The 12,967-nt window shown below is 72.0% G+C and carries 12 protein-coding genes; 9 read left to right on the forward strand and 3 right to left on the reverse strand.

Going from position 1 to position 12,967, the window contains the following annotated elements; genetic code table 11:
- Window positions 1-29: 29 nt before the first annotated feature.
- From valS to IL992_RS39230, 6 genes are all read left to right on the forward strand, one after another.
- Window positions 30-2,558: a valine--tRNA ligase gene (gene valS / locus IL992_RS39205; protein ID WP_193208362.1), complete on the forward strand. Its 2,529-nt coding sequence runs from the start codon at window positions 30-32 to the stop codon at window positions 2,556-2,558.
- 252 nt (window positions 2,559-2,810) lie between these two features.
- Complete coding sequence (locus IL992_RS39210; protein WP_193208363.1) at window positions 2,811-4,016, forward strand: AI-2E family transporter; 1,206 nt, start codon at window positions 2,811-2,813, stop codon at window positions 4,014-4,016.
- An 11-nt stretch (window positions 4,017-4,027) separates the two neighbouring features.
- The gene (gene dut / locus IL992_RS39215) at window positions 4,028-4,465 is read left to right on the forward strand and encodes a dUTP diphosphatase (protein WP_193208364.1); all 438 of its coding nucleotides are present in this window, start codon (window positions 4,028-4,030) and stop codon (window positions 4,463-4,465) included.
- Between the two features lie 48 nt (window positions 4,466-4,513).
- Entirely contained in the window at window positions 4,514-5,194 is a 681-nt protein-coding gene (locus IL992_RS39220) for a DUF3710 domain-containing protein (protein ID WP_193208365.1), read from the forward strand.
- Window positions 5,195-5,370: 176 nt separating this feature from the next.
- Window positions 5,371-5,763, forward strand: coding sequence for an OB-fold nucleic acid binding domain-containing protein (locus tag IL992_RS39225; protein WP_030505482.1), 393 nt, complete (start codon window positions 5,371-5,373; stop codon window positions 5,761-5,763).
- A gap of 16 nt (window positions 5,764-5,779) precedes the next feature.
- Window positions 5,780-6,448 (forward strand): DUF3159 domain-containing protein, encoded by a 669-nt coding sequence (locus IL992_RS39230; protein ID WP_193208366.1) that lies wholly within the window; start codon window positions 5,780-5,782, stop codon window positions 6,446-6,448.
- Window positions 6,449-6,508: 60 nt separating this feature from the next.
- Here IL992_RS39230 and IL992_RS39235 read toward each other — a convergent pair whose 3' ends face one another.
- Together IL992_RS39235 and IL992_RS39240 are read right to left on the reverse strand one after the other, a co-directional pair.
- Complete coding sequence (locus tag IL992_RS39235; protein ID WP_079319352.1) at window positions 6,509-7,177, reverse strand: potassium channel family protein; 669 nt, start codon at window positions 7,175-7,177, stop codon at window positions 6,509-6,511.
- The gene (locus tag IL992_RS39240) at window positions 7,177-7,845 is read right to left on the reverse strand and encodes a potassium channel family protein (protein WP_193208367.1); all 669 of its coding nucleotides are present in this window, start codon (window positions 7,843-7,845) and stop codon (window positions 7,177-7,179) included. Before IL992_RS39240 ends, IL992_RS39235 begins: the two co-directional genes overlap by 1 nt.
- 106 nt (window positions 7,846-7,951) lie before the next feature.
- Between IL992_RS39240 and IL992_RS39245 the strand changes: the two genes are divergently transcribed.
- Together IL992_RS39245 and IL992_RS39250 are read left to right on the forward strand one after the other, a co-directional pair.
- Entirely contained in the window at window positions 7,952-9,994 is a 2,043-nt protein-coding gene (locus IL992_RS39245; RefSeq protein ID WP_193208368.1) for an APC family permease, read from the forward strand.
- Window positions 9,991-11,259: a class I SAM-dependent RNA methyltransferase gene (locus IL992_RS39250; protein ID WP_226874622.1), complete on the forward strand. Its 1,269-nt coding sequence runs from the start codon at window positions 9,991-9,993 to the stop codon at window positions 11,257-11,259. The genes IL992_RS39245 and IL992_RS39250 overlap by 4 nt, the downstream gene beginning before the upstream one ends.
- 13 nt (window positions 11,260-11,272) lie before the next feature.
- Here IL992_RS39250 and IL992_RS39255 read toward each other — a convergent pair whose 3' ends face one another.
- A complete protein-coding gene (locus IL992_RS39255) occupies window positions 11,273-11,821 on the reverse strand; it encodes a TetR/AcrR family transcriptional regulator (protein ID WP_193208369.1) in 549 nt (182 codons plus the stop codon).
- 169 nt (window positions 11,822-11,990) lie between these two features.
- On the opposite strand from IL992_RS39255, the gene IL992_RS39260 reads away from it, so the two are divergent.
- Window positions 11,991-12,941, forward strand: coding sequence for an NADP-dependent oxidoreductase (locus IL992_RS39260; RefSeq protein ID WP_193208370.1), 951 nt, complete (start codon window positions 11,991-11,993; stop codon window positions 12,939-12,941).
- The last annotated feature ends 26 nt before the right edge of the window (window positions 12,942-12,967 follow it).

Raw genomic sequence — 12,967 nt, forward strand, 5'->3', positions numbered from 1 at the left:
TGACGGTCCACGCCATACCATGTGGTGGCATGACCGAACAGCGACTCCCCGCAGCCATGCCCGAGAAACCCACACTCGACGGCTTGGAGGCGGTATGGGTAGCGCGCTGGGAGGCCGAGGGCACCTACCGGTTCGACCGGTCCCGGGGCAGGGACGAGGTCTACTCCATCGACACCCCGCCGCCCACCGTGTCCGGGTCCCTTCACGTGGGGCACGTCTTCTCCTACACGCACACGGACACGATCGCCCGCTACCAGCGGATGCGGGGGCGCGAGGTCTTCTACCCGATGGGGTGGGACGATAACGGCCTGCCCACCGAGCGCCGCGTGCAGAACCACTTCGGCGTGCGCTGCGACCCCTCCATGCCGTACGACCCGGACTTCACGCCGCCGGAGAAGCCGGACGCCAAGCGGCAGGTGCCGATCTCCCGCCGCAACTTCATCGAGCTGTGCGAACGGCTGACCGCCGAAGACGAGAAGGCGTTCGAGGAGCTGTGGCGGCGCCTCGGTCTGTCGGTGGACTGGTCGATGACCTACGCGACCATCGACGCCAATGCCCGGGCGGCATCCCAGCGCGCGTTCCTGCGCAACCTCGCCCGCGGCGAGGCGTACGTGGCCGAGGCCCCGACCCTGTGGGACGTGACGTTCCGCACGGCCGTGGCCCAGGCCGAGTTGGAGGACCGGGAGTGGCCCGGCGCCTTCCACCGCATCGGGTTCGAGCGGACGCCCGGCGAGGGCGGTTCGGTGTGGATCGAGACGACCCGGCCCGAGCTGATCCCGGCCTGCGTGGCGCTGGTCGCCCACCCCGACGACGAGCGCTACCGGCCGCTGTTCGGCACCACCGTCCGCACCCCGGTCTTCGGTGTCGAGGTGCCGGTCGTGGCCCACCACCTCGCCGAGCCCGACAAGGGCTCCGGCATCGCGATGATCTGCACCTTCGGCGACGTCACCGACGTCACCTGGTGGCGCGAGCTCGACCTGCCCACCCGGCCGGTGATCGGCTGGGACGGCCGCCTGCTTCCCGAGCCGCCCCACGGCGTGCCCGCCGAGCCGTACGCCGAGCTGGCCGGAAAGACGGTGCACAGCGCACGCGAGCGCATCGTGGAGATGCTGCGCGAGGCCGGCCACCTGGACGGCGAGCCGCGCAAGATCCAGCGGCCGGTCAAGTTCTACGAGAAGGGCGACCGGCCCCTCGAGATCGTCACCACCCGGCAGTGGTACATCCGCAACGGCGGCAGGGACGCCAAGCTGCGCGCCGAGCTGCTGGAGCGCGGCCGGGAGCTGGAGTGGCACCCGCCGCACATGCGGGTCAGGTACGACAACTGGGTGGAGGGCCTGGCGGGCGACTGGCTGATCTCCCGCCAGCGGTTCTTCGGCGTGCCGATCCCGGTCTGGTATCCGCTCGACGCCGACGGTGAGCCGATCTACGAGGCGCCGATCGTCCCGCCCGAGTCGGCGCTGCCGGTCGACCCGTCCAGCGACGTGCCGCCCGGCTTCTCCGAGGACCAGCGGGGCAAGCCGCTCGGCTTCACCGCCGACCCCGACGTCATGGACACCTGGGCGACCTCCTCGCTGAGCCCGCAGATCGCCGCCGGGTGGGAGCGCGACGACGACCTGTTCCGCCGCGTGTTCCCGATGGACCTGCGACCCCAGGCCCACGAGATCATCCGTACCTGGCTGTTCTCCACGGTCGTGCGGGCACATCTGGAGCACGGCGGGCTGCCCTGGCGGCACGCGGCGATCTCCGGGTGGATCCTCGACCCCGACCGCAAGAAGATGTCGAAGTCCAAGGGCAACGTGGTCACGCCCATGGGCCTGCTGGAGGAGTACGGCTCCGACGCGGTCCGCTACTGGGCGGCGAGCGGGCGTCCCGGCACCGACACGGCGTTCGACACCGGGCAGATCAAGATCGGCCGCCGGCTGGCCATCAAGATCCTCAACGCGTCGAAGTTCGTGCTCGGCTTCCGGTCCGAGGGCGGCGGCGAGGTCACCGAGCCGGTCGACCTGTCCATGCTGGCCGCGCTGGGGGCGGTCGTCGCCGAGGCCACCGAGGCGTTCGAGGCGTACGACTACACCCGGGCGCTGGAACGGACCGAACGCTTCTTCTGGTCGTTCTGCGACGACTACGTGGAGCTGGTCAAGGCCCGCGCGTACGACGGGGACGCCTCGGCCGTCGCCGCCCTGCGGCGGGCGCTCGATGTGCTGCTGCGGCTGTTCGCGCCGTTCCTGCCGTTCGTGGCCGAGGAGGTCTGGTCGTGGTGGCGGGAGGGCTCGGTGCACCGTGCCGCCTGGCCGTTCCCTGACGAGCTGCCCGAGGCGCGGCACGGCGACCCCGCGGTGCTGGACGCCGTGGCGGAGGTGCTCCGCCGGGTGCGGCGGGCCAAGTCCGAGGCGCGGCTGTCGATGCGGGCCGAGGTCGCCCGGCTGACCGTGTCGGGGGACCGGGCGGACCTCGTCCGGCCGGCCCAGGACGACCTGTGCGCGGCCGGCAACGTCGAGGAGTTCGTCCTCGAACCCGGTGACGGCCCGCTCGACGCGGTCGCGGAACTGACCGCCTGAGGCCACCGCCGGCCACCGCCGTGCCCGCGTGGTGACGACGGTGGCCGGCGACGCTTGGGACGTTCCAGGGCGCTCCCGGACGTTTCGGCACGGTGACGGCCTGCGGCCGGGGGCCCGCGGCGGGGGCGCGGCGAGACGACCTCCATGCGCGGGTAAAACGACTGCGCGTCCCGCCCGCCGACATGCCAGGCTGGATCCGTGATCCCGTCTAACCGCAGTACCACCGAGAGGGTTCCGCCGACGCTGGCCACGATGGCCGCGTGGAGCTGGCGGTTGCTGCTGCTCGGCGCGATGGTCTACTTCCTGTGGCAGATCATCGGCAGGATCAGCTTCGTCGTCATGCCGGTGGTGGTCGCGCTGCTGCTCGCGGCCCTGCTTTATCCGCTGACCCGGCGGCTGCGCACCGCCGGGCTGCGGCCGATCTACGCGACGTGGATCACGATGCTGCTCGGCCTCGCGCTGATCGTCGGCATCGGGTTCCTGATCGGCGTGCGGGCGAACGAGGAGTTCCCCCGGCTGGTCCTGCAGATCCAGGTCACCGTGCGCAACGTCCAGGACTGGCTGCTGCACGGCCCCCTCCACCTGAAGGAGGCGCAGATCGCCGACTTCGTGGACCAGCTCAGCAGCCAGATCACCCAATATCGCAGTCAGATCACCAGTACGGTGCTGAGCGGCGCCACCGCGGTCGTCGAGGTGCTCACCTCCATCGTGCTGATCCTCTTCGTGACCTTCTTCCTGCTGAAGGACGGCGACCGGATCTGGGCCTGGTTCCTGCGCGCCTTCGGCGGCGCCGCGCCGCGCGTGGACCGGGCGGGCCGCGCCGCCTGGGCGACGATCTCCCACTACGTGCACGGCACGGTCGCCGTCGCGGCCATCCACGGGCTCGTGATCGGAGTGGTGCTCGCAGGGATGCGGGTGCCGCTGTGGGCGCCCCTCGCGGTGCTGGTCTTCCTGGCCAGCTTCATCCCGATCGTCGGCATCCTGTTCGCGGGCAGCATCGCGACGCTGGTCACCTTCGGCTCCCAGGGCTGGGTGTACGCGCTGATCTTCGTGGGCATCCTCGTGGTCGAGCAGCAGCTGGAAAACCACGTGCTCCAGCCGCTCATCGTGGGCCGGGCCCTGGAGTTCCACCCTCTGGCGATCATCCTCGTCCTCGCGGTGGGCGGCGTGCTCGGCGGCATCGCGGGCGCCGTGGTGGCGGTGCCGCTCACGGCGGTCATCTACCGCGCGCTGCCCGAGTTGCGCCGCGGCCAGCCCGCCATCGAACCACCGGCCGAAGGCGCGCCCGGCGCCGCGGAGGCCGGAGCCGGGGACGCGGCCCCGGAGCCCGGCGCCGTGGAGCCCGCGCCCTCCCACGCGTCTCAGCCCGCCTCCTCCGGGCAGGGCGCGCAGGAGCCGGAGACGGCACGCCCGCCCTCCGGAGCGGGAGAGGCGGTGTCCCCCCAGCGCAACGGGTAGGGTCTTGCCCCATGAGCGTCGAGATCCTGATCCACCGGCTCGACCCGGACCTTCCGCTCCCGTCGTACGCCCATCCGGGCGACGCCGGGGCCGACCTGTACGCGGCGGAGGACGTGGAGTTGCTGCCCGGCGAGCGGGCGGTCGTGCGGACCGGCGTCGCCATCGCGCTGCCGGACGGGTACGCCGCCTTCGTCCATCCGCGTTCGGGCCTGGCGGCCCGGCACGGTGTCACGCTGGTCAACGCGCCCGGCACGATCGACGCGGGCTACCGGGGCGAGATCAAGGTGACGATGATCAACACCGACGCCAAGGACGCGGTGCGGCTCCGGCGCGGCGACCGAATCGCCCAGCTCGTCGTCCAGCGGGTGGAACGGGCGGCGTTCTACGAGGTCGACCGATTGCCTGGCTCCGTACGGGGCACGAACGGATTCGGCTCGACGGGGAGCTGACACCGCGGGGCCCGGGAACCGGGCCACGATGCGAGGAGAGTGAGAGAAGTGTTGCGACGCCGGCGACGCGCGGAGGAGGAGACCGCACCAGCCGTCGTGCGGGAGGAGAGTCCCGGCCCGGCGCGGACGGCGGGCCCCTGGGACGCCGATGACGACTATCCGGAGGCCGAGCGGGTGGACCTGGGAGGCCTGCGCCTGCCCGTCGGTCCCGGATTCGAGATCCAGCTCAGCATGGCGGGCGACCAGGTCGACGGTGTGATCGTCCTGGTCGAGGAGAGCGCCCTGCAGGTGAACGCCTTCGCCGCGCCCAAGCGCAGCGGGATCTGGGACGAGGTGCGGGCCGAGCTCGCCCGTGAGGTGGTGGCCGCCGGAGGCTCGGCCGAGGACCGGGACGGGCCCTTCGGGCCCGAGATCGCGGCCGAGGTGCCCGTGCAGGGCCAGGCACAGGGACGGCAGCCGGTGCGCTACCTCGGCGTCGACGGGCCGCGCTGGTTCCTCCGCGCCGTGATCAGCGGCAGGGCGGCGGTCGACCCGGAGGCGGCGCGCATCCTGGAGGACGTCGTGCGCGACATCGTCGTCGTGCGCGGCGACGAGCCGATGCCGCCCAGGGAGGCGATCCAGCTCCGCCTGCCCGCCGAGGCCCGGCAGGCCGTGGAGGAGCGACAGGGACCCCGGCGCGAGGAGCTCCGGCCCTTCGAACGCGGTCCGGAGATCAGCGAGATCCGCTGACGCCCGTCCGGTGCGCGCCGGTTGACCGAATCGGGGAGCAAGCCCTGCCCTGACCGTCCTTCTGGCCCGCAGGCGGCTCACGTATGCTGCGGTGGGAAACGACCGGCCTAGGCTGGAGCCAGGACGACGAATCCCCCCGAAGGGGATCGCGAGCGAGGAAGCTGGGTGAGTGACCGATGGGCACGCCGGAGCCTGCCAGACGCGGCGGACTGCGGGGCTTCTTCCGAAGGCTGACCACCAGCCAGGCCGAGCTGGAGGCCGCCGAGCTCCAGGAGGACCTGGAGCAGCAGGGGGCCACTCCCATCGCCCGGTGCGGCGAGCGTCAGCGGACGTGTGTGGCGGGCACGCTGCGCACCGTGACCCTCCGCCCGCGCGGCGGCGCGCCCGCCCTCGAGGCGGAGCTGTACGACGGGTCGGACGTGATCGACCTGGTCTGGCTCGGCCGCCGGAAGATCGCCGGCATCGAACCGGGCCGGGTGGTGCGGGCCGAAGGGCTGGTCAGCGTCCAGGACGGCCGCAAGGTGATGTTCAACCCCCGCTACGAGCTACGCCCGGCCGGTGGCCCTTGATCTCTCAGGAGACCGTATGAGCACAGCGGACATGACGGCCCCCGGGGCGCACGCCACCGTCGAGGCGGCGGTCCGCGCCCAGATGAGCAAGGCGCTGGGCGGCAGGCGCGGGATCGTCGAGGCGGCGGTGCCCACACTCGCCTTCACCGGCACGTGGATGGGCACCAACGAGCTGAAGACCTCGCTGATCGTCGGCATCGCCTCTGCGGTGGCGCTCCTGCTGGTGCGGCTCGCGCAGCGCACGACGCCGCAGTTCGTGCTCAACAGCCTCGTCGGCATCGGGATCGGCGCGTTCTTCGCGGCCCGCACCGGCGACGCCAAGGACGTGTTCCTGCCGGGGATCCTCTACAACGCGGCCTACGCCGCCGGCATGCTGCTGTCGATCGTGGTCCGCTGGCCGATCGTGGGCTTCCTGATCGGCTCGGTGACTGGGGACCCGACGGCCTGGCACAACGACTCCGCGCTGGTCCGGCTGTGCTCGCGGCTCACATGGCTGCTCATGCTGCCCTGCCTGCTGCGGGTGGTGGTCCAGCTGCCGCTCTACTGGGCGGACCAGGTGACCGCCCTCGGCGTGGCCAAGATCGCTCTGGGCTGGCCGCTGCAGGTCGCGGGGCTGGCCGCGATGGTGTGGGTGCTCGCCCGGGGCCGCACCCCGATCGAGCCGCCGGCGCAGCCGACCGTCTGACGATCACGCAAGAACGACTCAGGCCCCGGGCGCGTGCCCGGGGCCTGAGTCGTGTGCGGATCAGGGACGTTCGTGGGCCGACAGCAGTTCGGTGAGCTCGTGCTCGACCTCCTGGCTGGCCACGAACAGCAGCTCGTCGCCGGCCTCCAGCGGGTCGTCGGCCGAGGGGACCAGCACCCGGCCCTCGCGCAGGATCGCCACGAGGGCGGCGTCCACCGGCCACGGCACCGAGCCCGCCCGCTGGCCGACCACCGGGGCGTCCTCGGCCAGTGTGAGCTCCACCAGGTTGGCCTGGCCCTGCCGGAAGGTCATCAGCCGCACCAGGTCGCCGACGCTGACCGCCTCCTCGACCAGGGCCGACAACAGGCGCGGGGTGGAGACGGCGACGTCCACGCCCCACGACTCGTTGAACAGCCACTCGTTCTTGGGGTGGTTGACCCGGGCGACCACCCGCGGCACGCCGTACTCGGTCTTGGCGAGCAGCGAGACCACGAGATTGACCTTGTCGTCGCCGGAGGCGGCGATCACGACCTGGCAGCTGTTCAGCCCGGCCTCGTCCAGCGAGGAGATCTCGCAGGCGTCGGCCAGCAGCCACTCGGCGCGCGGCACGCTGTCGATCTTTATGGCGCGGGGGTCGATGTCGATGAGCAGGACCTCGTGGCCGTTCTCCAGGAGCTCCGCGGCGATGGAGCGGCCGACGGCTCCGGCGCCGGCGATGGTGACGCGCATCAGTGCTCCTCGTCGGACGGCGGGGCGGACAGCACCTTGTTTATGCGGTCCATGTCGTTCTCGGCGGCGACCAGGTGGAGGAGGTCGCCCTCCTGGAGGACGGTCGCGTCCTTCGGCACGAGCGACTCGCCCATGCGGTTGACGAAGGCGACGCGAGCGCCGGTGACCTCCTCGATCACCCTGGCCCGGGTGCCGATCCAGCCCTGGTGGAAGGCCACCTCGGCGAGGACGACCGTACCGGTCGGGTCCCGCCAGAGGGGTTCGGCGCCCTCGGGCAGCACGCGGCGCAGTATCTGGTCGGCGGTCCAGCGGACCGTCGCCACGGTGGGAATGCCGAGCCGCTGGTAGACCTCGGCCCGGCGGGGGTCGTAGATGCGGGCGACCACGTTGTCCACGCCGAACATCTCCCGCGCGACCCGCGCGGAGATGATGTTGGAGTTGTCTCCGCTGCTCACAGCGACGAAGGCGGCGGCCGAGGCGATGCCGGCCTCTTCGAGCACGTCGCGGTCGAAGCCGATGCCGGTGACCCTGCGGCCCCGGAAGCCGGCCCGCAGCCGCCGGAAGGCCTGCGGGTCGCGGTCGATCACGGCGACCGAGTGCCCGTTGTCCTCAAGGATGTGCGCCAGGGTCGAGCCGACCCGTCCGCATCCCATGATCACAATATGCATGCTCCCCCGCCGTGGGTTGTGGCGGTCTCCTAATGCAGACAGTATGTCGCCCTTGCCGTACACCGCATGACCCGGGCACGGCGCCGGGGGACTAGGCTCAACAGACGTGTCGAAGGTGCCAGATCTTGTCAAGCGGCTCCTCGTGGGGCGGGCTCTGCGGAGCACCCAGCTCCACCACCAGCTGCTGCCCAAGCGCGTGGCACTGCCGGTCTTCGCCAGTGACGCGCTGTCCTCGGTGGCGTACGCGCCGCAGGAGATCCTGGTCATCCTGTCGATCGGCGGGGTCGCCCTCTACAGCGTCAGCCCGTGGGTCGCGGCGGGGGTCGTCCTCGTCATGCTCACGGTGGTCGCCTCCTACCGGCAGAACGTGCACGCCTATCCCAGTGGCGGCGGCGACTACGAGGTGGCCACGACGAACCTGGGACCGACCGCGGGACTGACCGTCGCGAGCGCCCTGCTCGTCGACTACGTGCTGACCGTGGCGGTGTCGGTCGCCAACGGCGCCGACTACGTGGGCGCGACGATTCCCTTCGTCGCGGAACACCGCCCATTGGTCGCGATAGCCATCGTCGTACTCTTGACGATCATGAACCTGCGCGGCATCCGGGAATCGGGTGTCGCATTCGCCGTTCCCACCTACGCCTTCATGATCGCGGTCATCGGCATGGTCGTGTGGGGCATGTTCCGGCTGATCGTGCTCGGCGACGACCTGCGCGCCCCCACCGCCGACTACCGGATCATCGGGGAGCAGGCCGATCTCGCCGGGTTCGCGATGGCGTTCCTGGTGCTGCGCGCCTTCTCGTCGGGGTGCGCCGCGCTCACCGGCGTCGAGGCGATCAGCAACGGCGTGCCGGCCTTCCGCAAACCCAAGAGCAAGAACGCCGCGACCACGCTGCTCATGATGGGCCTCATCGCGGTCACCATGTTCAGCGGGATCATCTTCCTCGGCCTCAAGTCCGGGGTGAAGCTGACCGACCCGGCCACCGTGGCCAGCAACGTCATCATCGACGGGCACCCGGCAGGGCCCGGCTACTACCAGCAGCCGATCATCGCGCAGGTCGCCTCGGCCGTCTTCGGCCACGGCTCGTTCCTGTTCGTCGTGATCGCCGCGGTGACCGCCCTCATCCTGTTCCTGGCCGCCAACACCGCGTTCAACGGTTTCCCTGTGCTCGGCTCGATCCTCGCCCAGGACCGCTATCTGCCGCGTCAGCTGCACACCCGGGGCGACCGCCTCGCGTTCAGCAACGGCATCGTCATCCTCGCGGCCGGGGCCTGCCTGCTGATCTGGGCGTTCGACGCGGACGTGAGCAAGCTGCTCAACCTCTACATCGTCGGCGTGTTCGTCTCGTTCACCCTCAGCCAGATCGGCATGGTCCGGCACTGGACCCGTCACCTGAGGACCGAGACCGACGCGAGGGCGCGCTTCCACATGATGCGCTCGCGGGTGATCAACGGTTTCGGCGCGGTCATGACCGGGCTCGTGCTCGTCGTCGTCCTGGCGACCAAGTTCACCCACGGCGCGTACATCGTCTGCATCGCGATGCCTGTGCTCTTCCTCATGATGAAGGGCATCAGGCGGCACTACGACCGGGTCGCCGAGGAGCTCGCCGCGCCGGAGGGGCACGAGGTCGACGAGTCGTTGCTGCCCGCCCGCAACCACGCGATCGTCCTCGTCTCGAAGATTCACAAGCCCACGCTCCGCGCGCTCGCGTACGCCAGGGCCACCCGCCCGTCGAGCCTGGAGGCCGTGACGGTCAGCGTGGACGCCGACGAGGCGAACAGGCTCAGGGAGGAGTGGGACCGCCGCGGCATCGAGGTGCCGCTGAAGATCCTCGACTCGCCCTACCGGGAGATCACCGGCCCGGTGCTCGACTACGTGAAGTCGTTGCGGCGGCGCTCGCCGCGCGACGTCGTGACGGTCTACATCCCCGAGTACGTGGTCGGCCGCTGGTGGGAGCACCTCCTGCACAACCAGAGCGCGCTGCGGCTCAAGGGCCGGCTGCTGTTCAAGCCCGGGGTCATGGTCACGAGCGTGCCGTTCCAGCTCGCCTCCTCCGACCGTCTCAAGGGCCGCAGGGAGCCGGCCGCTCCCGGCGCCTCCCGCCGCTCCTACCAGCCCCCACCGAAGGACACGCAGGTCAAGGCATGACCGACACGAAAGAGGCCGACATGGGCGGCGCACGGCTCGAACTGACGGTTGACGCCGTCGCCAACGGCGGCTGGTGCGTGGCCAGGCATGAGGGCCGGGTGGTCTTCGTCCGGCACGCCCTGCCCGGCGAGCGGGTCGTCGCCGAGGTCACCGAGGAGACCACGCGGTTCCTGCGGGCCGACGCGGTCGAGATCCTGGAACCCTCACCCGACCGGGTCACGCCGCCCTGTCCGTTCGCGGGCCCCGGCCGCTGCGGGGGCTGCGATTGGCAGCACGCGTCGCTGGAGGCGCAGCGCCGGCTCAAGGCCGACGTGGTCGCCGAGCAGTTCCGGCGCCTGGCGGGCCTCGACCGCAAGGTCGTGGTCGAGGAGGTGCCGGGGGCGGAGGACGGCCTCGGGTGGCGCACCCGCGTGCGGTTCGCCGTGGAGCGGGACGGCACGGCCGGGTTGCGCAAGCACCGGTCGCACGAGATCGAGCACGTCACCGAATGCCTCATCGCGCACCCCGACGTCGAGGAGGTCGGCGCGGAACGCCTCGCCTGGCCGGGCGCCGCCTCGGTCGAGGTGGTGGCGGCCTCCGGCGGCGACCGCGCCGTGATCGTCGAACCCGTCCCGCGCCGCCGGGCGGCCATCCCGGACGTGGACGCCGCGGTCCTGCTCGACGAGGGCAGGAGGGGCACGCGCGCGCTGCGGGGCCGGGCCTCGCTGACCGAGCGGGTGGGTGAGCGGGACTTCCGGGTGACCGCGAGTGGTTTCTGGCAGGTCCATCCGGGCGCGGCGGCCACGCTGCTCGGCGCGGTGCTCGACTTCGGCCGGCCAGAGCCGGGGGAGTGGGCGCTCGACCTCTACTGTGGCGCCGGCCTGTTCGCCGCCGGGCTCGCCGAGGCCGTCGGCCCCGAGGGCGCCGTGCTCGGCATCGAGTCCGAGCCGCAGGCGGCGCAGGACGCCCGGTTCAACCTGCGTGACCTGCCGCAGGCGCGGATCGAGCGGGGCAGGGTCGAGGAGGCGCTCGACCGGCTGCGGATCGAACGGGCCGACCTGGTGGTGGCCGACCCGCCCCGCGCGGGTCTGGGCCGTCCGGTGGTCGAGCGCGTCGCCGGCCTGGAGGCCTCGCGTGTGGTGTACGTCTCGTGCGACCCGGCCACGCTGGCCAGGGACGTCGCCTGGTTCGGCGAGCACGGCTATCGGCTGGAGGACCTGCGGGCCTTCGACCAGTATCCGATGACCCACCACGTGGAGTGCGTGGCGCTGCTCGTCAGGGACTGAGCCCGGCGCCGCCTCACGGTTGGGGGCGGGCCATGCCGGCGACCAGGAGGTCCGCCAGCCTCCGGACCGCCACGGCCGCGCTCTCGGGCGAACCGGCACGGAACGAGGCGATGGCCCTCAGGCCGACCCTCACGTCCTCGATCGACAGCTCGGGACGGACACCGCCCGCGCTCCGGGCCCGCTCGACGAGCTGCTCGAGCCTTCGGCCCTGTGCGAGGCGCTGCCCGGCGAAGGCGGCGCCCGCCGGGTGGGAACCGAGCAGCGCTTCGTTCAATCCGCGGTCCCGCACCTGGTGTTCGGCGAACCGGTGGACGGTTCCGCGCAGCGCGCGCCAGGGGTCGGGGTCGTCCAGGGCGGCACGCATCTGCGCGCGGCACACGGCCACCTGCTCGGCGAGCACGGCGCCGACGAGGTCCTGTCGCGACGGGAAGTGCCGGTAGACGGTCGCGACGCCCAGGCCGGCACGCCGGGCGATCTCGTGCACGGGCAGGTCGAGCCCGTCCGCCGCGAACGCGGCACGGGCGACCGCCACGATGTGCCGCCTGTTGTGCTCCGCGTCCATCCGGGGTTTCCGAATCAATGCTCCGCGTCCATTCGGGGTTTCCGAGTCAATGTCGTCCGTGCCCCTCTCACTTCCGGCGATCCGGGGCAGTCGCTCCCGATCGTCCGCCTACCGTGGTCGGCGGCCAGTCGGAACAGCCGGAAAGGTGATTATGTTCCCGGATGCGGAAATGTTCGCAGTGCGGTTCGACCGGTTCGGTCCCCCCGAGGTTCTCGCCGTCGGGGGGTTCCCCGAACCTCACGCGGGTCCCGGCGAGGTGCGCATCAGAGTCAGGGCCGCCGGGGTCGCACCGGTCGACCTCGCGCTGCGCTCCGGCACGTCGCCGTCGAGCGGACGGCTCCCCCTGCCGCACATCCCCGGCGTCGACGCCGCCGGTGTGATCGACGAGGTGGGCGCGGACGTCACCGGGGTCGCCGCCGGGGACGAGGTCTTCGGCGCCGTCGACGTCTCGCGGCTGGGCGGCGCCGCCGCCGAGTTCGCCGTGCTGGCGTTCTGGGCCGCCAAGCCGCCCTCGATGGCGTGGGAGGAGGCCGGCGCCGCGGGCACGAGCGTCGAGACCGCCACCCGGGCGCTCGACAGGCTCGGCGTACGCGCGGGAACGACGCTCCTGGTCGACGGCGCCTCCGGCGGGGTCGGCAGCGTCGCCGTCCAACTGGCGGCCGCCCGTGGCGCCCGGGTGATCGGCACCGGCCGCCCGGAGAACCACGCCTTCATCGCCCGGCTCGGTGCGGTCCCGGTCGCCTACGGGCCAGGACTCGCCGAGCGCGTCCGCGTTCTGGCGACCGGAGGGGTCGATCTCGCGCTGGACGTCGCCGGCGCCGGGTCGCTCGGCGAACTGATCACGATCACCGGCACGCCGGCATCGGTCCTCACCATCGCGGACTTCGCCGGCCCCGAGCTCGGGGTCGGCATCTCCCTCGGTGAGCTCGGCGGCGAGCCGGACGGGCGGCACGGTCTCGCCCTCGCGGCCGCGCTGTCGGAAGAAGGGCGCTTCCGCGTTCCCGTGCAGGCCGTGTTCCCCATGGCCCGGGCGGCCGAGGCGCACGCGGCCGCCGCGCGAGGGCCACGGCAGGGCAAGGTCGTCCTTGCGGTTTCTCCCGCTCACGGCGGGCGCGACTGAAGCGTCCCGGTGCCGCTTGCGTGACG

The organism is Microbispora sitophila (genome assembly GCF_014892245.1).
GTDB lineage: Bacteria > Actinomycetota > Actinomycetes > Streptosporangiales > Streptosporangiaceae > Microbispora > Microbispora siamensis.